Source organism: Streptomyces sp. NPDC007205 (genome assembly GCF_040634095.1).
Classification (GTDB): Bacteria; Actinomycetota; Actinomycetes; order Streptomycetales; family Streptomycetaceae; genus Streptomyces.
Genome location: NZ_JBEYEW010000001.1, coordinates 324,999 through 348,723, shown reverse-complemented (window position 1 = coordinate 348,723; position 23,725 = coordinate 324,999). Strand labels below are relative to the sequence as shown.

Here is a 23,725-nt window from a genome sequence, read left to right as displayed (position 1 = left end):
CCTAGGTCGTCCGGGAGGCCAGCCGGCGGATGCCGCTCACCGCGCCGAGTACGGCGGCGCCGGTGCCGAGGGCGGTGGCGGCGGGGTGCCGGACCAGGGTCTCCTGCCAGGAGCGGGCGTGGGCGCTGTCGTCGAAGGAGCCGTGGGCGCCCTGGTCGTCGACGCGCTCGGTGTCCACCGGTTCGAAGAGGTTGTCCAGGCCGGCCGGCGGGATGCGGTCGGTCTGCTGGGAGTCGAGGCCGGTGCGGGCGAGGTAGCGGTCGAGGAGGGCCGGGACCAGGCGGTTGGCCCAGATGGTGGCCACGGTGGTGGCGCCTACGTAGTACTGCTTGCGGCGCGGATGATCGGCGGCGTAGACCACGCCCCGCGCGGCGACCTCCGGCTGGTAGATCGGCGGCACCGGCATCGGGTGCTTGGACAGCCGGGAGCGCACCCACTCGAACTGGGGCGTGTTGACGGCGGGCATCTGGGCGACGGTGACGTGGACGTTGCTGCCGCGGTGCAGCAGCTCGGTGCGCAGGGAGGAGGTGAAGCCGTTGATGGCGTGCTTGGCGCCGCAGTACGCCGACTGCAGCGGGATCGACCGCTCCCCGAGCGCGGAGCCGACCTGCACGATCGTGCCCCGGTCGCGGGGCAGCATGCGCTTCAGGGCGGACCGGGTGCCGTTGACGAAGCCGAGGTAGGTCACGTCCGTGATCCGCTGGAACTCCTCGGGCGTGATCTCGTCGAACGGCGCGAACACCGACGAGAAGGCGCAGTTGATCCAGATGTCGATCGGGCCGAACTCCTTCTCGGCGGCGTCGGCGACGGCCTCCACCCGGGCCGGGTCGGCGACGTCGGCCGCCTGCACGAGCGGGCGTCCGCCGAGCGCCGCGACCTCGTCGGCCGCCGCCTCCAGCCCGCCCTCGCCGCGCGCGACCAGCACGACGTTCGCGCCGCGCCGGGCGTACAGGCGGGCGGTGGCGCGGCCGATGCCGGCGCTGGCGCCGGTGATGACGACGGTGGGGGGCATGTTTCCTTCTCCTCCTACTGCGTTCGGTACTGCCGGGCCCGCTCCTCCGCGAGGGTCAGGCCCAGTCCGGGTGCCCCGTCGGCGCCCGGCGTGATGCTGCCACCGCCGGGATCGAGGACGCCGTCGAACAGGAGCCGCTCGATGCGGACGTGGTCGTGGAACCACTCCAGGTGGCGCAGGTTGGGTACGGCCGCGGCGGCATGCGCGTGGGCGTGCGGGGCGCAGTGTCCGGAGACGTCGATGCCGCGCGCGTGGGCGAGGGCGGCGGCGCGCAGCCAGACGGTGATGCCGCCGCAGCGGGTGACGTCCGCCTGGAGGCAGTCGACCGCGTGGGCGGCCAGCATGTGTTCGAAGTACGGCAGGGTGTAGCCGTACTCGCCGGCGGTGACGTCCATCGGGAGGCGGCTGCGGAGGTCCGCGAGCAGGGTGAGGTGGTCGGAGGAGACCGGTTCCTCGTACCAGGTGACGCCGTGGTCGGCGAGCGCGTCGCCGATGCGCAGGGCCTGACCGCCGGTGTAGCCGCCGTTGGCGTCCACGTACAGCTCGACCGCGTCGCCGACGCTCGCCCGGGCGCGGGCGACCCGTTCGAGGTCGCGGGTCTCGCGGCTGCCCCACGACTCAGCGATCTTGATCTTGACGCGGGGGATGCCCTCGTCCTCGGCCCAGCCGCGCAGCTGACGGTCCTGGCGCTCGGCGTCGTAGGTGGTGAAGCCGCCGCTGCCGTAGACGGGCACGTCGTCGTGGGCCGCGCCGAGCAGGCCGACCAGGGGCAGGCCGAGCAGCCGGGCCTTGAGGTCCCACAGGGCGATGTCGACGGCGGCGATGGCCTGGGCGGCCACGCCGGGCAGTCCGGCGTTGCGTACGGCCCGGCACATCCGCTCGTTGGCGCGCGGCACGTCGAGTGCGGTCAGGCCGGTGACCGTGCCGGCGAGGAGTTCGCGGACGACGTGGGCGGTGGCGGCCGGGGCGTAGGTGTAGCCGAGGCCGGTGGTGGTGCCGGAGCGGACGGTGGCCAGGACGAGGGTGGTCTTGTCCCAGGCGAGGGTGCCGTCGGCCTCGGGGGTGTCGGTGGGGACGGTGTAGACGGCGGTCTCGACCGCGTCGACGGTCGGCTGGTCGCTCATGACGCCTCCTCAGCTCCGGCGCCGCAGCAGCCGCAGCCCCAGTGCGGCGCCCGCGGGCAGGGCCGCCGCGGCGGCGGCCGTCGTCCAGCGGGCCGTGCGGGAGGGCTCGGGCGGGCGGGCGGCCAGGCGTTCCGGGTGGTCGCTGGGCAGGGTGCCGTCGAGGCCGAGCGCGAGCACCTCGGCGAGATGCAGGGCGCGGCGGCCGGTGCCGCCCTCCTCGATCTGGGTGCGGCAGCTGAAGCCGTCGGCGAGGACCAGGCTGTCGGGCGCCGCTCCGCGTACGGCGGGCAGGACGCCCTGTTCGGCGACGGCCATGGAGACCTCGTGGTGGCCGCGTTCGAAGCCGAAGTTGCCGGCGAGGCCGCAGCAGCCCTCGTCGAGGACCTCGGCGTCCAGGTGGGCGCGGCGCATGAGTTCGCGGTCGGCGTCGAACTTCATGATGGCGTGCTGGTGGCAGTGGGTCTGCACGGTCGCCTGCCGGGCGAGCTGCGGTGGCTGCCAGTCCTCGGGGGCGTGGTGGACGAGTTGTTCGGCGAAGGTGCGGACCTGTCCGGCCAGCCGCTGCACGTCCTGGTCGGCGGGCATCAGCTCAGGTGCGTCGGCGCGGAAGACGGCCGTGCAGGAGGGTTCCAGGCCAATGATCGGGGTGCCCGCCTCGAGGTAGGGGCGGAGCACCGCGAGGGTACGGGTCAACACCTTCTTGGCGACCGCGAGTTGGCCGGTGGAGATCCAGGTCAGGCCGCAGCACACCGGCTCGGTGGGGACGGCGACGCGGAAGCCCGCGTCCTGAAGGACCCGTACGGCCGACTTCGCGATGGCGGGGTGGAAGTAGGTGCTGAAGGTGTCCGGCCACAGCACCACGGTGCGCGGGTCGGCCGGGTCCGGCTCCTCCTTCTCGTGGGCCTGCCACCACTGGACGAAGGACTTCTCGGCGAACACGGGGGCCGAGCGGGCCTCGTCGATGCCGGCGACCCGCTTGCCGAGGCGGGCCAGGCCGGGCGCGTGGAGCGCGGAGTTGACCACGGAGGGGGCGAGCCGGGAGAGCCGGGCCCACACCGGCAGGTAGCCCATGGAGTAGTGAGCCATGGGCCTGATCCGGCCCTCGTAGTGGTGGGACATGAACTCCGCCTTGAGGGTGGCCATGTCGACGCCGGTCGGGCAGTCGGACTTGCAGCCCTTGCAGGCCAGGCAGAGATCGAGAGCGTCGCGTACGGCGGTGGAGCGCCAGCCGTCCTTGATCGCGGAGTCGGCGTGTCCGTCGAGCATCTCGAACAGCAGCCGGGCCCGGCCGCGGGTGGAGTGCTCCTCCTCCATGGTGGCCCGGTAGGAGGGGCACATGACGCCGCCGGAGTGGGCGCGGCAGTTGCCGATGCCGACACAGCGCATCACCGCGCGGTTGAAGGAGTGCTCGTCCTCGGGGAAGTCGAAGTGGGTCGAGGGGGTGGCCGGCCGCCAGGAGGGGCCCAGCCGCAGCTGGCCGTCGACGGGGTTGGGGTGGACGACCTTGCCGGGATTCATCCGGTTCGTGGGGTCGAAGAGCGCCTTCAGCTCACCGAAGGCGGTGACGAGCCGCTCGCCGAACATGCGGGTGAGCAGTTCGCCGCGGGACTGTCCGTCGCCGTGCTCGCCGGACAGGGAGCCGCCGTAGGAGGCGACGAGGTCGGCGGCGCGCTCCACGAAGCGCCGGAAGTGCGCCACACCTTCGGCGGTTCGCAGGCCGAACGGGATGCGGGTGTGCACGCAGCCCTGGCCGAAGTGGCCGTACAGCGACGGGTGGTCGTAGTCGAACTCGTCGAACAGGTTCTTCAGGTCCCGCAGATAGTCGCCGAGCCGGTCGGGCGGTACGGCGGAGTCCTCCCAGCCCTCCCAGGTCTCGCGGTCGTCCGGCGGGCGCGCGGTGACGCCGAGTCCGGCCTCGCGGGCCTTGAGCATCTTCTGCTCGCGTTCGGGGTCGTCGGAGAAGGCGATGGTGCTCTCCTTCTCGTCGCGGCCGATGGCCCGGAGCAGCGCGTGGGCCTGCTCGTCGACGTCCTCCTGGCTGTCGCCGCTGTACTGGACCATCAGCCAGCTGTCGCCCTCGGGCAGCACGTTCAGGGAGTCGAGGTAGGCGCCCTCCTCGCGCATCAGCTCGGCCATACGGCCGTCCAGCGCCTCCAGCTGGCTGGGCGAGCAGTGCTCCAGCAGCCGGGGGACGTCGTCGGCGGCGGCGCAGATGTCGTCGTAGCCGAGGACGAGCAGCGACTGGTACGGCGGCACGGGGACGAGGTCGAGTTCGGCGCGCAGGACGGTGACCAGGGTGCCCTCGCTGCCGACGAGTGCCTTGGCCACGTCGAAGCCGTTCTCGGGCAGCAGCGAGTCGAGGTTGTAGCCGGAGACGCGGCGCGGGATCTTCGGGTAGCCGCGGCGGATGTCGGCGAGGTACTCGGTGGCGATGCGGTCGAGACCGGCGTAGATCTCGGCGAGCCGCCCGCCGCCGCTGACGATCCGGTCGCGTTCGTCGGGCGGGGTGGGGCCGACCCAGGCGCGCTGGCCGTCGTAGGTGAGGATCTCCAGGCGCCGGACGTTGTCGACGGTCTTGCCGTAGGCCTGCGCGGAGGCGCCGCAGGAGTTGTTGCCGATCATGCCGCCGAGCGCGCAGTGGCTGTGGGTGGACGGTTTCGGCCCGAACTGGAGCTTGTGTCCGGCGAGTTGGCGGTTGAGTTCGTCGAGGACGATCCCGGGCTCCACCACGCAGGTGCGCCGCTCGGGGTCGACGGAGATCAGCCGGGTGCAGTACTTGCTCCAGTCGATCACCACGGCGGTGTTGGTCGACTGGCCGGCCAGGCTGGTGCCCCCGCCCCGGGAGAGGACGGGGGCCTCGAAGCGTGCGCACACCGACAGCGCCCGGGCGCCCGCCTCCACCGTGCGGGGGACGACGACGCCCAGCGGGACCTGCCGGTAGTTGGAACCGTCCGTGACGTAGGCGCCGCGGCTGCCGGCGTCGAAGCGGACCTCGCCGTCCACCTCGGCGCGCAGCGCCGCCTCCAGGCCGGACATGTCCGCAGGGGTCATCTGGGCTCCCTTGAGTTCACCGACGTGCTGCCCTGTCCGAGGCGGACGAGTACCCGGCAATTCCTCAGGCAAAACTGAACAGTCTGGGCTGGACAGTTCTGGCTGCCGGTCCTAGGGTGGGCGCCATGGCCGACATCTCCGACTCCGCCGCCCGCACCGCGCGCGATCTGCGTGTGGTGTTCAGCCGGCTGCGGCGCCGCATCCGCGAGGTCGCCCAGGACGCCGACCTCAGCCCTTCCCAGGAGTCGGCGCTCACCCTGGTCGGCAAGCACGGCGCCGCCACGGCCAGCGCGCTCGCCGCCGCCGAGGGCGTACGCCCGCAGTCGATGGCGACCACACTGGCGGCCCTGGAGCACCACGGGCTGATCCGGCGCGCTCCCGACCCGGACGACGGCCGCCGCCAGCTGGTCACCCTGACCGACGCGGGCCGGGCCCGTATCGAGGGCAACCGGCAGATCCGCGAGGAGTGGCTGGCGCGTGCCTTCCAGGACCGCTACACCGAGGAGGAACGGCAGACCGTCCGCACGGCGCTGGAGCTGATGGAACGGCTGTCGCGGCCGTGACACCGGGGCTCACCGGCCACACCGGGAAGGCCACCCGCCGCGCCTCCCTCACCACCGTCGCCCGGGTGCGGATCGGTGTCGCCTCACAGGCACCGCCCGCCGAGCCCGCCCGGCCGGTCCCGGCGCACTGTCCGGCCAGGGCCGTCGAGCAGCCCGTCATCGGCCGCCTGGCGGGCGCCCTCACGCCTTCACCGGGCGTGCTGCGGCGCGGGTCCTGCTGGGCTCAGAGACGTCGGCGGCGGTCTGCCGGTGCGGGGCTCGGCGGTCGGCGTGCCCTGTTCACCGTCGACATGCCGCTCCCGGCGGTCTGCCTGGCGCCTGGGCACCCTGCGGCTGCCCCGGTCGGGGACCCGGCGGCGCGCCGTCGACCTGCCCGGCATGGCACTGTTCGCGCTGCTGCTGGTCGCGCTGGCGCTGTTCCTGAGGCCCCCCGCGCCGACCGCTGGCGCCTGCCGGTGCTGTCGGCCGCCGCTGCCACCGCTTCCACGGCGCGGAAACTGCGGGCGCCGGACCCGCGCCCCGGACTGCCGCGGACCTTCATGTACATCGGCCGCCGCTGCCACCGCTTCCACGGCGCGGGAACTGCGGGTGCCGGACCCGCGCCCCGGACTGCCGCGGACCTTCATGTACATCGGCCGCCGCTGCCACCGCTTCCACGACGCGGAAACTGCGGGCGCCGGACCCGCGCCCCGGACTGCCGCGGACCCTCATGTACATCGGCCGCCGCTGCCACCGCTTCCACGGCGCGGGAACTGCGGGTGCCGGACCCGCGCCCCGGACTGCCGCGGACCTTATGTACCTCGGCGCGCTGGGCGCGTCCGCCGCCACCGCGGCGTTCTGCCCGCACCGCGCCGGCACGGCCGGGCTGCACGGCCCGGCCCTGTTCACCTCGCCGGCTCACCTGCTGCCGGCGACAGCCTTGCCGGACCGCTCGCTCGGCCGGCTCACCACCGTACGGACGACCACCCCTCGAAAGGTCTGACCCACCCATGGCGCTCACCACGCTCGACCCCCGTACCGCCCTCGTCGCGATCGACCTGCAGCACGGCATCGTCGGCATGCCGGTCCAGCCGCACTCGGCGGCGGACGTCGTCTCCCGCACGGCCGAGCTCGCCGACGCCTTCCGCTCACGGGGGCTGCCCGTGGTCCTGGTCCGCGTCTCCTTCGCGCCCGACTGGGCCGACGCGGTCCCCGGCCGTACCGAGCACCAGGCCCGCGGGCTCGCCTTCCCGGAGGGGTGGGACGTCCTCGTCGACGAGCTGTCCGGCCATGCCGGCGACATCCACGTCACGAAGCACAACTGGAGCGCCTTCCACGGCACCGACCTGGACCTGCAGCTGCGCCGCCGCGGCGTCACGCAGATCGTGCTGACCGGCATCGCCACCAGCATCGGCGTGGAGTCCACCGCCCGCGACGCCTATGCCCACGGCTACCACGTCACCCTCGCCACCGACGCGATGGCCGACGCCGTCCCCGAGGCGCACGCGAACAGCGTCGAGCGGATCTTCCCGCGGCTCGGTGAGAGCGGTACGACCGCCGGGATCCTGGAGCTGCTCGCCAAGACCCCCAACTGACCGGCCGGCCCGGTCTCTTCGCGGGTATCCGCCCACCCGCGAGGGGGCCGGGTTAGCATGCGGCCACGCGCGCCGTGCCACGGACGCAACGGCCGGCGGACAAAGGGAGCACGGCGCCCTTTCCAGCCGGTGCGGCTGCCGGACGAGGCAGGGAGAACGCCGACGACCACGACACGGAAGGCATGAGGGCGTGCGACAACTGGGGATAGGGGGTGCCTGGGTGCTGGAGCCCCAGGTCTTCCCGGACGGGCGGGGCAGCTTCCACGAGTGGTACCGGGGCGCGGACTTCCGCGAGACCACCGGTTACGACTTCGGCCTCGCCCAGGCCAACTGCTCGGTGTCCCGGCGGGGTGTGCTGCGCGGCATCCACTTCTCCGACGTACCGCCCGGTCAGGCCAAGTACGTCACCTGTGTGCGCGGAGCCGTCCTCGACGTGGTGGTGGACATCCGCGTCGGCTCCCCCACCTACGGACAGTGGGAGGCGGTACGGCTGGACGAGCAGACCCGGCGCGCGATGTTCCTCGCCGAGGGCCTCGGACACGCCTTCATGGCGCTCACGGACGACGCCACGGTGGTGTACCTGTGCTCGACCGGGTACGCGCCGGAGCGTGAGCACGGGGTGCACCCGCTGGATCCGGCGCTGGGCATCGCCTGGCCCGAGGGGATCGAGCCGGTGTTGTCGGACAAGGACGCCGAGGCGCCCTCGCTGGCCGAGGCGGAGCGGTCCGGGCTGCTGCCCGCCTACGCGGACTGCTCCGCCCACTACGAGCGGCTGCGCTCGGCGGACTCAGCGGCTGACGGCTGACGGAGCCGGCGCTTGGCGCTCGGCGCTCGGCGCTCGGCGCAGAGACTGCGGGCCACGGGACGTTTCGTGCCCCGGTCGTGGGTCGGGGAGGCGGAACTCCGCGGCGCCGGCCGGCCCGAACACCGCGCGCGGCGCGCGTGCGCTCGGTCGGCTCAGTCCTCGCCCCGCACGATGTTCTCCTCACAGGCGGTGCCCCGCTGTTGCGCCGGGCCGCGTTCCAGGATCGCGGGGAGACAGGTCCGCACTCCCCGGCCTTGCCGCCGGCGGGCCTTCGCCCAGCCGGTCTCGGCATGGGACAGGGCGGGTTTCTCACTGGGATGCGCGGTCACGTCGTCCATCTTCCTTCTGCGTTCCTGCGCCGGCCTGGGCCGGTCCGCCGGCCCCGCGCGGGACAGTGTGCGATCCGAGGCCCACCGGGGCCTGTGTGCGATGTGTGCCTCACCGGGTCCCCGGGGCGCCGCTCCCGCAAACACCACGGCCCTCGCGTCCGCGGCCTCTCAGGTCCGGCCGCCGCCCCCGCCGCCGAAGGACCCGCTGGAACCGGGCGACCAGCGCGGGCGGCGCTGGTCGTCGGCGCGCCTGGAGCGGACGTTGCCGATCTGGTAGGGCGTCAGCCGCTCGCCGTCGTCCCCGGCCTGGGGCAGCTCGTCGGGTTCCCGCATCTCGAGGGTCTCGTGGACCGGGCCGGACGGGGGCATCGTGGGATGCTCGTCGGGTCGCGGCGGGGCCGGTTCGCGCTCGCGTACCTTGAAGCCGAGCCGGACGGCCCAGATCAGTCCGGCGACGCAGGCGACCCCGACCAGCAGGATGAGGACGTACCCGAAGACCTGAGCACCCGCTGCTGCTACATACATGGCGACGTTCATGGGACGCCGGGTACCCGGCCGAGCGGCGGATACGACCCCCGATGCGAGGCGTGGCGCGCCGGAGGCCGAAGGTGACGCCGAGTAGCGTCACCCGGGATGACGGAACTACCCGAATTGCCGGACACCGACGAGATCGCCGCCCGCTACACGGCACCTGCCCCGCGTCCGGGCCGGGCTCTGCTGCGCTGGCTCTCCACCGCCGACCACAAGGTGATCGGCCGGCTCTACATGGTCACGGCGTTCTGCTTCTTCCTGCTCGCCGGGCTGCTCGCCCTCGGGATGCGCGCGGAACTCGCCCGGCCGGGTCTGCAGTTCCTGAGCGAGCACGGTTACGACGAGTTCTTCACGGTCCACGGCACCATCATGATGCTGCTGTTCGCCACCCCGATGTTCGCCGGGTTCGCCAACGCCGTGATGCCGCTGCAGATCGGCGCGCCCGACCTGGCCTTCCCCCGGCTGAACGCGCTGTCGTACTGGATGTACCTGTTCGGCGGCCTGATGGTGGTCTCCGGCTTCCTGGTGCCCGGCGGGGCGGCGGCGTTCGGCTGGTTCGCCTACGCACCGCTGAACAGCGCCTACTACTCCCCCGGCGCCGGCGGCGACCTGTGGGCCATGGGGCTGGTCGTCTCGGGTGTGTCGACAACGCTGACCGCGGTGAACTTCATCGCCACGATCCTGTCGCTGCGCGCGCCGGGCATGACGATGTTCCGGATGCCGATGTTCACCTGGAACGTGCTGTTCACCTCGATCCTGATCCTGCCGGCGTTCCCGGTGCTCACGGCGGCGCTGCTGGCGCTGGAGGCGGACCGGAAGTTCGGGGCGCACGTCTTCGACGCGGCGAACGGCGGCGCGCTGCTGTGGCAGCACCTGTTCTGGTTCTTCGGGCATCCCGAGGTCTACATCGTGGCGCTGCCGTTCTTCGGGATCGTCTCGGAGATCATTCCGGTGTTCTCCCGCAAGCCGCTGTTCGGCTATGTGCCGATGATCGGGGCCACGATCTCGATCACCATGCTGTCGGCGGTGGTGTGGGCGCACCACATGTTCGCCACCGGCGCGGTGCTGCTGCCGTTCTTCTCGATCATGTCGTTCCTGATCGCGGTGCCCACAGGCATCAAGTTCTTCGCGTGGATCGGCACGATGACCAACGGCTCGGTCTCGTTCGAGACCCCGATGCTGTGGTCGATGGGCTTCCTCGTGTCGTTCCTGCTCGGCGGGCTGAGCGGGGTGCTGATCGCCTCGCCGCCGCTGGACTTCCATCTCACCGACACCTACTTCATCGTGGCGCACCTGCACTATGTGCTGTTCGGCACGGTGGTGTTCGCGATGTTCGCCGGGTTCTACTTCTGGTGGCCGAAGTTCACCGGGAAGATGCTCGACGAGCGGCTCGGCAGACTGCACTTCTGGCTGCTGTTCCCGGCGTTCCAGCTGACCTTCCTGGTGCAGCACTGGCTCGGCGAGGCCGGGATGCCGCGCCGGTACGCGGACTATCTGCCGGCGGACGGCTTCACCCTGCTCAACACCCTGTCGTCGGCGGGCGCGTTCCTGCTGGGCGTGTCCACGCTGCCGTTCCTGTACAACGTGTGGCGCACCGCCACCAAGGGCGAGAAGGTCACCGCCGACGACCCGTGGGGGTGGGGACGGGGCCTGGAGTGGGCGACGTCGTGTCCGCCGCCCCGGCACAACTTCGTGGCGCTGCCCCGGGTGCGCTCGGAGTCGCCCGCCTTCGACCTGCACCATCCGGAGGTCGAGCAGCCGGCCGGGGAGGAGGAGGTCCGGTGAAGGCGGAGGCGATGCTGTTCGGCGGGGTCGCGCTGTTCTTCGGCGGGTCCGCCGCGCTGTACGGGGTGTGGTCGGGAGAGGAAGCGGGGACGGTCGCGCTGGTCGTCGCCTGCGGGATGGCCGGACTGGTCGCGTTCTTCTGCCTGATCCAGTACCGGCGCCGGGGGACGCGGGCGCAGGACCGCACCGAGGCGGAGGTGGCGGACGCGGCCGGGCCGGTGGCGTTCTTCCCCGACGAGAGCCCGTGGCCGATCGTCACCGCGCTCGGTTTCGCGCTGACGGCGACCGGCGTGGTCTTCGGGCTGTGGCTGTTCCTCATCGGTCTGGGCGTTCTGGCGCGCGGCGTACTCGGGATGGTGTTCCAGTACGCGCACCGGTGAGCGGCCTGCGCGGGGCTCCCGGCTGGAAGGTCTCCACGGGCTCGTGGTCGGTGTCGTAACCGCCGGTGACGCTCTGCCGGATCTCGCCCGTGGGGACGCCCTCGGCCAGCCGCTCGTTCTCGGCCGCCGTCAGGGCCCGGCACAGCCACCGGGTCACCAGGAAGGCGAGGACCGGTGCCACGATCAGGGCGACGCGCAGCACCCAGGTGATGGCGTTGACGGAGATCCGGAACGTCTGGGCGATGACGTCGTTGCCGCCGGCCAGCAGCAGCACGCCGTAGAACACCGTGCCCGCCACGCCGAGCCCGGTGCGGACGGGCCGTTCGCGGGGCCGGTCGCACAGGTGCCGTTCGGCCCACCACTCGCCGGTCAGCCGCTGTTCCACGAACGGATAGGCGTACAGCACGGCGAACAGCAGGCCCGGCAGGACCACCGCGGGGAGCAGGACGTTCCACATGAGGGTGTGTCCCGCGACGTTCGTCTCCCAGGGCGGGACCAGCCGCAGCGCGCCCTCCAGGAAGCCGACGTACCAGTCGGGCTGGGAGGCTGTGGAGACCTGGTCGGGGCGGTAGGGGCCGTAGTTCCAGACCGGGTTGACCTGCGCGATGCCCGCAAGCAGCACCAGCACGCCGGCGACGATGACGGCCAGGCCGCCGGAAGTGCCGGTGAACTGCGGGACGAACGGCTTGCCGACGGCGTTGCGCTGGGTGTGCCGCGGGCCGCGCCACTGCGTGTGCTTGAGATGGACCACCAGCATCAGGTGTACGCCGACCAGGGCGAGGAGGGCACCCGGGAGCAGCAGGACGTGCAACGGATACAGGCGGGTGATGATGTCGTGGGACGGGTACTGGCCGCCGAAGGCGAAGAAGGCCACGTACGTGCCGACGACCGGGAGCGAGAGCATGATGCCCTGGGCGATGCGCAGTCCGGTGCCGGAGAGCAGGTCGTCGGGGAGCGAGTAGCCGGCGAAGCCCTCGGCGAGCGAGACCACGAACAGGGTCAGCCCGATCACCCAGTTCAGCTCGCGGGGCCGGCGGAAGGCGCCGGTGAAGAAGATCCGCAGCATGTGGACGCCGATCGCGGCCACGAAGACCAGCGCGGCCCAGTGGTGGGTCTGTCGCATCAGCAGTCCGCCGCGTACGTCGAAGCTGATGTGCAGGGTGGAGTCGAAGGCGGCCGACATGCGCACCCCGCGCAGCGGCACATAGCGGCCCGCGTAGACGACCTCGCGCATCTCCGGCTGGAAGAACAGGGTCAGCCAGACCCCGGTCACGATCAGCACCAGCAGGCTGTACAGCGCGAGTTCGCCGAGCAGGAACGACCAGTGCTCCGGGAACGCCTTGCGCAGCAGCGAGCCGCCCTCGTAGACGGGCAGCCTGGCGTCCGCGGCGTCCACGAGCCGCTCGGCGCGGCGCCCCGCACGGCTCATGCGGTCTCCGGCTCCGCCGCCGCCCGGGCCACCTCGGCCTCGATCTCGGGGCGCGGCCGGCCGGTCTCCTTCGCGTACTCCCTCACCGCGGTCTGCGCGTCGCGGGCCAGGTCCCGCCAGGCACGCAGCGCGGTCTCGTAGGTGCCGGACTGGGCGCCGGTCATCCCCCGTTCGGCCGGCGGACCGTAGGCCTCCCGCAGCTCCTCGACCGTGGCGTGGGCCGCGTCGGCCGCGCGCTGCTTCTGCACGAGTTCCTCGAAGGTGTGTGCCACACCAATCGACCCTAGGCACCGCATCCGGGATACGCCTCTCCACACTGCCCAAACCCACCCGTGTGGCGGTCAGCCACCGACCACGGGGCCGACCGCGGCAGCCGGCCCCGGATGCAGGAGGCCGACTGCGGCAGCCGACCGCGGGCGCGCAGGAGGCTGACCGCGGCGGCCGGCCGCCGGCGCACGAGCCCCACAGTGACGGTCAACCGCCGGGGCACAAGGTCCGCCCCCGGAGCACAAGGCCCGCAGTGACGGTCAACCGCCGGGGCGCGAGCTCCGCTGTGACGGTCAACCGCCGGAGAACGAGTCCCGCTGTGACGGTCAGCCACGGGCAATCGACTGCGGCAGTCAGCGTCCGCGGGCTACGAGGCCCACCGCAGCAGTCAGCCCCCAGGCTTACGAGACCCACCGCGGCAGGCAGCCTCCAGCTTGGGAGACCCTCCGCAGCAGTCGGCCCCCGGGGCCACGAGACCCACTGGAGGCACCCGCTGAGCACGGGGCCACCGCCGCAGACACCCCGCCGAGCCACGAGAGCCACCGCAGGCACCCCGCCGAGCCACGAGAGCCGCCTCAGGCACCCCGCCGAGCCACGAGAGCCGCCGTGGGAGTCCCCGGCCCCGGGCCACCGCGTCGGACGAGGCCGTCAGCCGCCCGATACCAGGTCGGCCCAGACCTGTTTGCCGCCGCTGACCGGGACGGTGCCCCAGGCTTCCGATACCGCCTCGACCAGCATGATGCCCCGGCCGCCGGTGGCCTCCCAGCCGATGCTGGCGGGCTTGACGGGGCTGCGCGGGGAGGAGTCGGCGACGGCGAGCCGCAGCCGGTGGTTGACCAGGCTCAGGTCGAGGCGGACCTGCCCGCCGGTGTGCACGAGGGCGTTGGTGACGAGTTCGGAGACCACCAGCAGGGCCGCGTCGAGGGTGTCCTGCGGGACGTCCCAGGCACGCAGCGTGCGCCGGGTGAAGCGGCGGGCGTGCCGCACCGCCTCCGGCACCCGCCACACCGTCCAGCTCTCGCGCAGCGGACGCACGGCCATGCCGTCGTAGCGCATCAGCAGCAGGGCGACGTCGTCGTCGCGGTGCGCGCCGGTGAGCAGCGCGTCGGCGACCAGGCCGAGGTGGGCCGGGTCGGCGGCGGACAGCTCGCGGGCGAGCCGGTCCATGCCGACGTCGATGTCCTCGTCCGGTGACTCCACCAGGCCGTCCGTGGTGAGCGCGATCACCGTGCCGGGCTGCAGCCGCAGCGGTGTCATCGGGAACTCGGCCTGGGCGAGCACACCGAGCGGCGGGCCGCCCTCGGCCCGGACGATCTCAGCGGTGCCGTCCGGGTGGCGCAGCACCGGATGGACGTGGCCGGCCCGCACGCACCAGGCGGTGCCCTGCTCCACGTCGACGTCGACGTACGCGCAGGTGGCGAACAGGTCGGTCTCCATGTCCAGGAGGAGCCGGTTGGCGTGGGCCACGACCACGTCCGGGGAGTGCCCCTCGGCGGCGTAGGCGCGCAGCGCGGTGCGCATCTGGCCCATCAGGGTGGCGGCGCCCGCGTTGTGCCCCTGGACGTCACCGATGACGAGGGCCACGTGGTTGTCGGCGAGCGGGATCACGTCGTACCAGTCGCCGCCGACCTCCAGCCCGGCCGTGGTGGGCAGGTACCGGGCGACGGCGACCGCGCCGGGCAGCCGGGGCAGGCGGCGCGGCAGCAGGGTGCGCTGGAGCATGCCGACGAGTTCGTGCTCGGCGTCGAAGGCGTGGGCGCGCAGCAGCGCCTGCCCGGTGAGGCCGGCGCAGGCGGTGAGCAGGGCGCGTTCGTCGGGGCCGAAGTCGCGCGGGCGGTCCCAGCCGATCAGGCAGGCGCCGGCCATACGGCCGCCGGCGGGCAGCGGCAGCACCGCGAGGCCCCCGGGGCCGACCTCGGCGAGGGCGGGTTCCAGCTCGGTGCCGGCCGGCCAGATCCGGGCGCGGCCCTCGCGCAGCGCGGCGGCCAGGGTGGGCATGGCGCGCACCGGCGCGTCGGGCCACTCGGTGCGCCACTCACTGCGCCACACCTCGGGCCAGGCCTCGGGCTGGGGCGGGTCCAGGACGGTGACGACGAGCCGGTCGTTCTCCAGTTCCGCGAGCGCGATCCGGTCGGCCTGCAGCGGCCCGCGCAGGGCGGCGACGACGGCGTTGCCGACGTCCTTGACGGTGCCGGTGGTGGCGAGCGCGGCTGCCAGGCGCTGCACCCGCGCCACGTCGGTGACGTCGGAGCGCAGGGTGGAGGCGTCGGCGACGGTGCCGACGAGCCGGGCCGAGCGGCCCTCGCCGGCCGGCTCCAGCCGGCCGCGCAGCCGCAGCCACCTCGGCGCGCCGGACGGCTGGAGGATGCGGAACTCCAGCTCGCGCTCGCCGATGGACATGTGGTCCGCCTCGACCACCGACATCAGCGCGGGCAGATCCTCGGGCACGGTGCGCCCGAGCAGGGTCTCCACCCGGCCGTCGAAGGCGTCCCGGGCAAGCCCGAACAGGCGCAGGATCTCGTCGCCGACCTGGACCCGGCCGCTCTCCATGACCAGGCTGAACGCGTCCGGCGGCAGCTCGCCCCGGTCACCGGCGGGCGGGGCCGGGACGGGCACGGCGACGGCGCGGGCGATCAGCTCCAGGCAGGCGCGGTCGTCGGTGCCGAAGCCGCCGGGGTGCTCGCTGACGGCCAGCAGACAGCCGCCGCCCGCCGGGCCGAGCGGCAGGGCGGCCAGGGAGAAGTCCGGGGACGGGGTGCGCCGTGCCTCGGGGCAGCCGGCCAGTTGCTCGGGGCTGAGCCAGAGCGGGCGTCCGGTGCGGTGGGCGTCGGCGACCGGGGAACCGCCGTCGGCCGGGTAGGCGTCGCGCAGGCCGTACAGGGTGCGGGGCAGGCCCGCCGACTCGGCGAGGAGCACCTCGGACGGGTCGTCGCCGGCTACGTACACGCCGGCGAAGGACGCCCCGGCGAACACCAGCGCCTGTTCCAGGACCCGGCGGAGCCGGTCGGGCGTGTCGGGGGCCGTGGTGAGCGCCTCCAGGGCGGCTTCGGCACGCTCCGGCGCCGTTCGCGTTCCGCTGATCGCAGCGCCCTCACTCACCACGTTCGCCATTACAGCGCGTACGGGCCTTCCGCGCAGCCCCTGTGGACACTCCGGGTGCTCCGGCGCGTCCCCGTTCCGTTCGAAAGCCACCGAACGCATCTTGACCCATGAGTTCCGCACGGTGTCCTTGTGACAGACGTGACTGTCCGCGCCCGTCCGGCTCCTGCGAGTGTCTTTTCCGGTCACACGACGAGGGGCGGGAGGCGCATGGACAAGCGGTACGAGGTGTACGCGCTCGCCGACGGGCACTTCTACGACACGCCCGACCGGCTCCCGGGGGCCGACGGGGCGCCGGCGGCGCTGTACGCGACGGCGCGTCGCACCGTCCCGGAGGGCTGGCACGCGGCCCGCTCGGGCGACTGGCTGACGCTGACCCCGCTCGACACCGACGGCGCGCCGCTTCCGTCGCCGGCACAGGGCTGGAAGATCCACTCCTCGGCGACCGCCGCGAACGCGGAACGCATTGCGGACATCGTGTGGGACTACTGCGTGCCGCGCCGCATCCCGTTCAAGTTCGTGCCCGGACCGCATCTGCTGCACCTGCGCAACGCCAAGTACGCGGGCCGCGACACCAGCGGCAAGTTCGTCACCGTCTACCCGGCGGACGAGGACCAGTTGCAGCGGGTGCTGCGCGACCTCGGCACGCTGCTGGACGGCTTCGAGGGGCCGTACATCCTCACCGACCTGCGCTGGCACGACGGCCCGCTCTACGTCCGCTACGGCGCCTTCGCCCGCCGGTACGTCGTCGACGAGCGCGGCTCGCTGGTCCCGGCGGTGACCGACGGCACGGGGACGCTGGTACCGGACCGGCGGGCGCCGTCCTTCCAGGTGCCCGAGTGGGTGAGCCTCCCGGAGTTCCTGCGGCCGCACCTGGAGGCGCGCAACACCACGACGGTCGGCGATCTGCCGTACCGCATCGAGAAGGCGCTGCACTTCTCCAACGGCGGCGGTGTGTACGCCGGCACCGACACCCGGAACGGGCGCCGGGTGGTGCTGAAGGAGGCCCGGCCGCACGCGGGCCTGGCCGCGGACGGCGCGGACGCGGTGGCCCGGCTGGAGCGGGAAAAGGCGGCTCTGGAACGGGTCGCCGGCACCGGTGTGGTGCCCGAGGTCCGGGACTGGTTCACGCTGGGCGAGCATCGGTTCCTGGTCATGGACCACCTGGCGGGCCGCCCGCTGAACTCCTTCTTCGCCGAACGGCATCCGCTGCTCACCGCGGATCCCGCCCCGGCGAAGGTCGCCGCGTACACGGCGTGGGCGCTGCGGATCAACGCGGCGGTGGAGCGGGCGGTGGCGGCGGTGCACGCGCGCGGGCTGGTCTTCAACGACCTGCACGTGTTCAACATCATGGTGTCCGAGGACGAACAGGCCGAGGGCGAACAGGCCGAGGACGAACACTCCGTGCGTCTCATCGACTTCGAGGCCGCCGCCCCCGCGGAGGCGAACGCCCGGCAGACCGTCGCCCACCCCGGTTTCTTCGCCCCGCCGGACCGCCGCGGCACCGACGTCGACCGCTATGCGCTGGCCTGTCTGCGGCTCGCCCTGTTCCTTCCGGTGACCACGTTGTTCGTGGTGGACCGGGGCAAGGCCGCGCATCTCGCCGAGGTGATCGCCGAGCAGTTCCCGGACGTGCCGCGCGCCTTCCTGGACGAGGCGGTCGCCGAGATCACCCGGGACACGGCGGGCGGGCACCGCAGCCGGCCGGCCCCGCCGGTGGTGCCCGGCGACTGGCCCTACAGCCGGGACTCGATGGTGAAGGCGATCCTCGCCTCCGCCACCCCGGAACGCGACGACCGGCTCTTCCCTGGTGACATCGCCCAGTTCTCGGACGGCGGCGGCCTGGGCCTCGCGCACGGCGCGGCCGGGGTGCTGCACGCCCTCCAGGCGTCCGGGGCCGGCCGCTACGACGAGGGCGAGCGCTGGCTGCTGGCCCACACCGCCCCGCCGCCGCCCGGCACCCCGCTCGGCCTGTACGACGGCCTCGCGGGCGTCGCCCTGGTACTCGACCAACTCGGCCACCGAGAACGGGCGTTGGAGCTGGTCGACGGCATCCTGCGGGAGAACTGGCGCAGTCTCGCCTCCGACCTGCACGGCGGACTCGCCGGGCTCGGCCTGGTCCTCGGCCGGCTCGCGGAGACGACCGGCGAGCCGGGGCTGCGGCAACACGCCGCCGAGGCCGCCGACATCCTCGTACACCGGCTCGCCGAACCGCTCCCGGACACCCCGCGCCGACGCGCCGGGCTGCTGCGCGGCGCGACCGGGCCCGCGCTGTTCCTTCTGCGCCGGTACGAGCAGACCGGCGAGGACCGCTTCCTGACCGCGGCGGCCGAGGCGCTCCGCCGCGACCTGGACTGCTGTGTGACCCAGGAGGCGGGCGGCGGCCTGGAGGTGGACGAGGGCTGGCGGACGCTGCCCTACCTCGGCGACGGCAGCGCGGGGATCGGACTGGTCCTCGACGACTACCTGGCGCACGCGGACAGCGTGGAGTTCGAGCGCGCCCGCACCGGCATCCTGACCGCCGCGACCTCCCGTTTCTACGCCCAGCCCGGTCTCTTCCAGGGCCGCGCCGGAATGATCCTGCACCTCGCCCGCAGCACCGCGCCGGGCGCCGGCCGAGACCGGCTGGAGCAGCAGATCGCCGGGCTCGGCTGGTTCGCGATGGAGTACCAGGGCCAACTGGCCTTCCCCGGGCACCAGATGATGCGGCTGTCCATGGACCTCGCCACCGGCACGGCAGGCTGCCTGCTCGCGCTCGCCGCGGCCCGCGACGACGCCCGCACCGCGCGCCTGCCCTTCCTCCCGCCGCCACCGGCGGCCCCCACACGCGGCCCCGCACCGACGGAGCCGTGACGCACAACCCCCGTCCCCAACAAGGAAAGGACAACCACCATGGCACTGCTCGACCTGCAGACCCTCGAGTCCGACGAGTTCACCCACGGCGGCGCGAGCACCGCGAGCCTGCTCTCCTGCGTCTCCGCGGCGAGCGTTCTGCTCTGTCTCTGACCGGACCGGTGAGTCCACGGCTCCGGACGGCGCCGTCCCCTGTGGGCGGGGCTGTCCGGAGTCGTCCCGTTCCCGTCCGACCCCAGTGAGGCCGCCAGCCGATGAACTCCAGCCCCGACAGCGCCACTTCGGTGGCCGGCCGGACCTTGTCGCGCGCGGTGCTGCGGCAGGGCGGTGCCCGCTGTGCCGCGCTGTGCGCGGTGAGTACGGCGGCCACGGCGGCCGGCCTGCTGCTGCCCGCCCTGCTGGGCCACACCCTGGACCTGCTGCTGGCCCGCGCTCCGGCCGCCCCCTGGGTCGTCGGCTGCACCGGGCTCGTTCTGCTGCTCGCCCTGCTGGACGGCTGCGCGGGCGTGCTCGCCGGCACCGTCGACGCGCAGGCCACCGCATGGCTGCGCCGGCATCTCACCGGGCACGTGCTGGCGCTGGGCCCGCGTGCGGCGGCCCGGTTCGGCGCCGGGGATCTGGTGGCGCGGCTGGTCGGCAACGCGGCGCAGGCCGGGACGGCGCCGGGTGCGCTGGCCGCCCTGCTCGCCGCGCTCGCCGGACCCGTCGGGGGCGTGGTGGCGCTCGCTCTCATCGACCCCTGCCTGGCGGCCGTGTGCCTCGTCGGGGCGCCGGTCCTGGCCCTGCTGCTGCGCGCCTTCACCCGGGACACCTCGGCGTGCGTGGCCGACTACCAGCGGGTGCAGGGCCGGATCGCCGGCGCGCTCGCGGAGGCGGTCGGCGGTTTCCGTACGATCCGGGCCGCGGGCGTCGAGGACCGCGAGACCGCCCGGATCCTCGCCCCACTGCCCGAACTGTCGCGTGCCGGGCACCGCATGTGGCGGGTGCAGGGGCGGGCCGCCGCGCGGGCCGTCACCGTGGCACCGCTGCTGAACCTGGGCGTGCTGGCCGTGGCGGGGCTGCTGCTGGCCCGGCACCGCCTGTCGGTGGGCGAGGTGCTGGCCGCCTCCCGGTACGCGGTGCTCGTCACGGGCGTCGGCGCGCTGGTCGGGCAGCTGGCCGCACTCGCGCGGGCCCGCGCGGCGACCGGCCGGCTCGCCGAGGTACGCGCCGAGCCCGCGCCCGGACACGGCACACGCCGCCTGCCGCCGGGCAACGGCCGGCTGGAGCTGCGGGCGGTCACCGCGCTGCGGGGCGGCCGGACCGTCCTGGACGGCATCGACCTGACCGTCCCGGGCGGCACGACCCTGGCGGTCGTCGGCCGTTCCGGCGCCGGCAAGTCCCTGCTGGCACAGGTCGCCGGCCGGCTCACCGACCCCGACGCGGGTGAGGTCCTCCTCGACGGCGTGCCGCTGCGCGACCTCGCCCACGCCGAGCTGCGCCGCGCCGTCGCCTACGCCTTCGAGCGCCCCGCCCTGCCGGGTACGACCATCGAGGACACCATCGCCTTCGGGCTCACGCCCGCGACACCCGCCGCCGTCCGCGCCGCCGCCCGGCGTGCCCACGCCGACGACTTCGTACGGCGCCTCCCCGCCGGCTACGCCACCCGCACCGCCGACGCGCCCCGCTCCGGCGGCGAGTCCCAACGTCTCGGGCTGGCCCGCGCCTTCGCCCACGGCGGCCGGCTGCTGATTCTCGACGACGCCCTGTCCAGCCTGGACACGGTCACGGAACACCACATCAGCCGGACCCTGCTGGCCCCCGACCCGTCCCGCACCCGCCTGCTGATCGCCCACCGCGCGACGACCGCGGACCGCGCGGACCGGGTCGCCTGGCTCGCCGCCGGTCGCGTCAGGGCGGTCGGAACCCACCGGGAGCTGTGGCGGGAGGCGGAGTACCGGGCGGTGTTCAGCGGGGACGGGGAGGGGGAGGGCGCGCCGGGGGCGGAGCCCCCCGCGGGGTCCGGGAGCGGGAGCGACGCCGAGAGCCGGACCGGGACGGAGGGGCACTGACGGCGGCGGGGACGCACCGGGATCCGGCAGATCCGCCGGACGGGGACCGGAAGTTGACGAGCATGCCGGACCAGGACCGGTGACCGGCACACACCACACCGGGAGCGGAAGTTGGGGAGCAAGGGCGGGGAACGGGAGCCGGCGGGGATGCCGGGCGGGAAACGCCGGTCCCGCACGGCCGGCCGGTCCGGCACCGTGGCCTCGGGACGGGTTCCCGGGCACCCGGCGCCCGCCCGTGCCCGAGCGGGCCGGTTTGTGCGGGAGCGGTGGCGGGTGCTGGTCCGGCTCGGCGCGTGGTCCGTGCTGGAGGCGGGACAGACCTTCCTCGTCGGATACGCGCTCGCGCGGGCCCTGGACACCGGGTTCCTCGCCGGGAACGCCCGGACCGGGTTGCTGTGGCTGGGCGCCGCGGGACTCGCGGTGTGCGCCGGGGCGTACGGGACCGGACGGGTCTACGGCGTGGTCGCCGAGCTGGTGGAGCCGGCCCGGGACCGGCTGGTGACGGCGGTGGTCGCGCGCGGCGTGCGGGAGGCGGACACGGGTGCGCTGTCCGGGCTCACCCAGCAGGTGGAGATCGCCCGGGACACGCTCGCCGGTGTGGTGATGGTGACCCGTTCCTTCCTGTTCACCGCCGCCGGCGCCCTGATCGGTCTGTTCTCCCTGGCCCCGCTGCTCCTCACGGTCGTCCTGCCGCCGCTGCTCGCCGGGGTGGCCCTGTTCGCCGCGACACTCGGACCACTGGCCCGCCGCCAGGAGGCGTTCCTCGCCGCCGACGAGGCACTGGCCCAGGATCTGGGCGCGCTGTTCCCGGCACTGCGGGACGTCACCGCGGCCGGTGCCGAGAAGCGCGTCGCCGACGCCGTCGGGGAACGCACCGACGCGGAACTGCGGGCCGCCCGCTCCCTGGCCCGCTGGAGCGTGGCCCGCGTGGCCGCCCTGGCGGTCGGCGGCGAACTGCCGGCGGTCCTGCTCCTGGTCACCGCGCCCTGGCTGCTCGGCCACGGCGTCACCCCGGGCGCCCTGGTCGGCGCGCTCGCCTACGTCACCCAGTCCCTCCTGCCCGCCCTCAACAACCTCGTCCACGGCCTCGGCACCGGCGGCTCCCGCCTGACGGTCGTACTGCGCAGACTGACCCGGGACTCTCAACTGCGGGAGGCACCACCAGCCCGGGAGCGCGAGGAACCGAGCGACCGGCCACAGCAGGCCGGCACCCGCCACACGACCGCATCCCCCCTCGCCACACGCGCACACAACACCGAAGGGAAAGCGGCGGGACGACCCCAGCCCCCGCCCGCCCTCTCCCTCACCTCCGTCACCTTTGCCTACGGGCCGGCCGGCCAACCCGTCCTGAACGACTTCGACCTCACGCTCCCGGAAGGCAGCCACCTGGCCGTCGTAGGCCCGAGCGGTATCGGCAAGTCGACGCTCACCGCTCTCGTCGCCGGCCTGCTCACCCCACAGCACGGCACCATCCGGGTATACGACCACCCCGTTCCCGCGCGGCAGGCAACCGTGCTCATCCCCCAGGAGGCTTACGTCCACACCGGCACCCTGGCCGAAAACCTCAGCCTCTTGCGCAACGGCCCCGTGCCGGAGGCCGAACTTCTGGCCGCGGCCGACGCGGTGGGACTCACTCCGCTGCTGAGCACACTGGGCGGCCCCGGTGCCACGGTCGTCCCCGCGGAGCTGTCCGCAGGGGAGCGGCAGCTGATCGCGCTGACCCGCGCCTACCTCTGCCCCGCCCCGCTGGCCCTGCTGGACGAGGCGACCTGCCATCTCGACCCGGAGGCGGAAGCGCGGGCCGAACGGGCCTTCGCGGCGCGTCCGGGCGGCACGCTGATCGTCGTCGCCCACCGGATCAGTTCCGCCCGCCGCGCGGAGCGGATCCTCGTCATGGACGGCGCGCGCACCGACTGCGGCACCCACGGCGAACTCCTGCGCAGCTCGGACCTGTACCGGGACCTGGCCGGCGGCTGGACGACGCAGCCGGCGCCGCTGCCCGGCTAGTCACACCCGCCCGCACGCTCACCCCGCGCCCTCACACCCACCCCTCCCCCTGCGATATGCGAATCGCGTCGATCCGGTTGCGGGCGCCGGTCTTACGCGTGATCGACGCCATGTAGTTGCGGACCGTGCCGAGGGACAGATGCAGGCTGCCGGCGATCTCCGCGATGGAGGCGCCCGCAGCCGCGAGGGAGAGCACGCTCAGCTCGCGTCTGGTCAGCGGCATCTGCGCCGCCTTGAGGAAGCCGAAGCCCAGCGAGGCATCGACGAAACGTTCCCTCTTGGCGACGGACCGGATGGCACCCACCAGCCGGTCCGGTGAACCCGCCTTGTCGACGAAGCCGAGCGCACCCGCCTCGGCGGCCCGCTTCAGCAGCCCCGGCCGGCTGGCCTGGGCCAGCACCACGAGCGCCGGCGGTCTGCCGCCGATGCCGGGCGGGCACAGCTCGCCCAGCGGCGGCATCCCCTGGCCGTCCGCGCCGTCGAGGTCCGCCGCGCACACGTCCGGGCATAAGGACCGCACTCGGGCGGCGGCACCCTGCCACGGCGTGTCGTCCACGACCAGCCCCGGCTCCCGGCGCAGCCACTCCGCCAGGACCGATCGCACCAGACACACGTCGTGCACCAGAAGCACCCGGATCACTGCCCGCCCCCTCGACTGTTCGTCGTACGTGTGTTCTCGTCGCCGCCGTGCCGTGGCCACGGCACGGGACAGCGCGTGCCCATTCTTGGGTGCCGTTACCGTTTGCGGTCGCGTAGATCCGGCCATCGGGGTGCGCGGGGGCGCACGCGAGGCGCCCGTACGCCGCCCGCGCTTCCGTCGCAGGGGCATGGAGACGGGCGGAGCGGGTATCCGGAGGCATCCACC

General features: G+C 73.7%; 19 protein-coding genes. 10 read left to right on the top strand and 9 right to left on the bottom strand.

Annotated elements, in window-relative coordinates; all coding sequences use genetic code 11:
- Window position 1: 1 nt before the first annotated feature.
- Genes ABZ624_RS01585 through ABZ624_RS01575 form a run of 3 tightly spaced genes read right to left on the bottom strand, consistent with a single transcriptional unit; the run spans window position 2 to window position 5,187 of the window.
- A complete protein-coding gene (locus tag ABZ624_RS01585; RefSeq protein ID WP_360081554.1) occupies window positions 2–1,012 on the bottom strand; it encodes an SDR family oxidoreductase in 1,011 nt (336 codons plus the stop codon).
- Window positions 1,013–1,026: 14 nt separating this feature from the next.
- The gene (locus tag ABZ624_RS01580) at window positions 1,027–2,136 is read right to left on the bottom strand and encodes an enolase C-terminal domain-like protein (protein WP_360081553.1); all 1,110 of its coding nucleotides are present in this window, start codon (window positions 2,134–2,136) and stop codon (window positions 1,027–1,029) included.
- 9 nt (window positions 2,137–2,145) lie between these two features.
- Window positions 2,146–5,187 carry an FAD-linked oxidase C-terminal domain-containing protein gene (locus tag ABZ624_RS01575; RefSeq protein WP_360081552.1) on the bottom strand — a complete coding sequence of 1,014 codons (3,042 nt, stop codon included), beginning with the start codon at window positions 5,185–5,187 and terminating at the stop codon, window positions 2,146–2,148.
- A gap of 125 nt (window positions 5,188–5,312) precedes the next feature.
- Between ABZ624_RS01575 and ABZ624_RS01570 the strand changes: the two genes are divergently transcribed.
- From ABZ624_RS01570 to rfbC, 4 genes are all read left to right on the top strand, one after another.
- The gene (locus tag ABZ624_RS01570) at window positions 5,313–5,750 is read left to right on the top strand and encodes a MarR family transcriptional regulator (protein ID WP_360081551.1); all 438 of its coding nucleotides are present in this window, start codon (window positions 5,313–5,315) and stop codon (window positions 5,748–5,750) included.
- 793 nt (window positions 5,751–6,543) lie between these two features.
- Window positions 6,544–6,732 carry a hypothetical protein gene (locus ABZ624_RS01565; protein ID WP_360081550.1) on the top strand — a complete coding sequence of 63 codons (189 nt, stop codon included), beginning with the start codon at window positions 6,544–6,546 and terminating at the stop codon, window positions 6,730–6,732.
- 7 nt (window positions 6,733–6,739) lie between these two features.
- Complete coding sequence (locus ABZ624_RS01560) at window positions 6,740–7,324, top strand: hydrolase (RefSeq protein WP_360081549.1); 585 nt, start codon at window positions 6,740–6,742, stop codon at window positions 7,322–7,324.
- A 190-nt stretch (window positions 7,325–7,514) separates the two neighbouring features.
- The gene (gene rfbC, locus ABZ624_RS01555) at window positions 7,515–8,129 is read left to right on the top strand and encodes a dTDP-4-dehydrorhamnose 3,5-epimerase (RefSeq protein WP_360081548.1); all 615 of its coding nucleotides are present in this window, start codon (window positions 7,515–7,517) and stop codon (window positions 8,127–8,129) included.
- Between the two features lie 152 nt (window positions 8,130–8,281).
- Here the strand turns inward: rfbC and ABZ624_RS01550 are convergent, their stop codons facing one another.
- On the bottom strand, window positions 8,282–8,467 hold the full coding sequence (locus tag ABZ624_RS01550; protein WP_360082175.1) for a hypothetical protein: 186 nt from the start codon (window positions 8,465–8,467) through the stop codon (window positions 8,282–8,284).
- 159 nt (window positions 8,468–8,626) lie between these two features.
- A complete protein-coding gene (locus ABZ624_RS01545; RefSeq protein ID WP_360081547.1) occupies window positions 8,627–8,995 on the bottom strand; it encodes a DUF6479 family protein in 369 nt (122 codons plus the stop codon).
- Window positions 8,996–9,091: 96 nt separating this feature from the next.
- On the opposite strand from ABZ624_RS01545, the gene ctaD reads away from it, so the two are divergent.
- Window positions 9,092–10,774 (top strand): cytochrome c oxidase subunit I, encoded by a 1,683-nt coding sequence (ctaD, locus tag ABZ624_RS01540; protein ID WP_360081546.1) that lies wholly within the window; start codon window positions 9,092–9,094, stop codon window positions 10,772–10,774.
- A complete protein-coding gene (locus ABZ624_RS01535; protein WP_360081545.1) occupies window positions 10,771–11,154 on the top strand; it encodes a cytochrome c oxidase subunit 4 in 384 nt (127 codons plus the stop codon). The genes ctaD and ABZ624_RS01535 overlap by 4 nt, the downstream gene beginning before the upstream one ends.
- Here ABZ624_RS01535 and ABZ624_RS01530 read toward each other — a convergent pair.
- From ABZ624_RS01530 to ABZ624_RS01520, 3 genes are all read right to left on the bottom strand, one after another.
- Window positions 11,090–12,583 carry a cytochrome bc complex cytochrome b subunit gene (locus ABZ624_RS01530; protein ID WP_360081544.1) on the bottom strand — a complete coding sequence of 498 codons (1,494 nt, stop codon included), beginning with the start codon at window positions 12,581–12,583 and terminating at the stop codon, window positions 11,090–11,092. The genes ABZ624_RS01535 and ABZ624_RS01530 overlap by 65 nt on opposite strands.
- On the bottom strand, window positions 12,580–12,855 hold the full coding sequence (locus ABZ624_RS01525) for a hypothetical protein (protein ID WP_360081543.1): 276 nt from the start codon (window positions 12,853–12,855) through the stop codon (window positions 12,580–12,582). Before ABZ624_RS01525 ends, ABZ624_RS01530 begins: the two co-directional genes overlap by 4 nt.
- 643 nt (window positions 12,856–13,498) lie before the next feature.
- The gene (locus tag ABZ624_RS01520; protein WP_360082143.1) at window positions 13,499–15,961 is read right to left on the bottom strand and encodes a SpoIIE family protein phosphatase; all 2,463 of its coding nucleotides are present in this window, start codon (window positions 15,959–15,961) and stop codon (window positions 13,499–13,501) included.
- A 198-nt stretch (window positions 15,962–16,159) separates the two neighbouring features.
- Here ABZ624_RS01520 and lanKC point away from each other — a divergent pair, with 198 nt between their 5' ends.
- From lanKC to ABZ624_RS01500, 4 genes are all read left to right on the top strand, one after another.
- Window positions 16,160–18,802: a class III lanthionine synthetase LanKC gene (gene lanKC, locus ABZ624_RS01515; protein WP_360081542.1), complete on the top strand. Its 2,643-nt coding sequence runs from the start codon at window positions 16,160–16,162 to the stop codon at window positions 18,800–18,802.
- A 39-nt stretch (window positions 18,803–18,841) separates the two neighbouring features.
- The gene (locus ABZ624_RS01510) at window positions 18,842–18,955 is read left to right on the top strand and encodes a SapB/AmfS family lanthipeptide (RefSeq protein WP_360081541.1); all 114 of its coding nucleotides are present in this window, start codon (window positions 18,842–18,844) and stop codon (window positions 18,953–18,955) included.
- A gap of 101 nt (window positions 18,956–19,056) precedes the next feature.
- Window positions 19,057–20,853 carry an ABC transporter ATP-binding protein gene (locus ABZ624_RS01505; RefSeq protein ID WP_360081540.1) on the top strand — a complete coding sequence of 599 codons (1,797 nt, stop codon included), beginning with the start codon at window positions 19,057–19,059 and terminating at the stop codon, window positions 20,851–20,853.
- 255 nt (window positions 20,854–21,108) lie between these two features.
- On the top strand, window positions 21,109–22,860 hold the full coding sequence (locus tag ABZ624_RS01500; RefSeq protein ID WP_360081539.1) for an ABC transporter ATP-binding protein: 1,752 nt from the start codon (window positions 21,109–21,111) through the stop codon (window positions 22,858–22,860).
- Between the two features lie 31 nt (window positions 22,861–22,891).
- Here the strand turns inward: ABZ624_RS01500 and ABZ624_RS01495 are convergent, their stop codons facing one another.
- Window positions 22,892–23,500 (bottom strand): response regulator transcription factor, encoded by a 609-nt coding sequence (locus ABZ624_RS01495; RefSeq protein ID WP_360081538.1) that lies wholly within the window; start codon window positions 23,498–23,500, stop codon window positions 22,892–22,894.
- Window positions 23,501–23,725 lie beyond the last annotated feature (225 nt).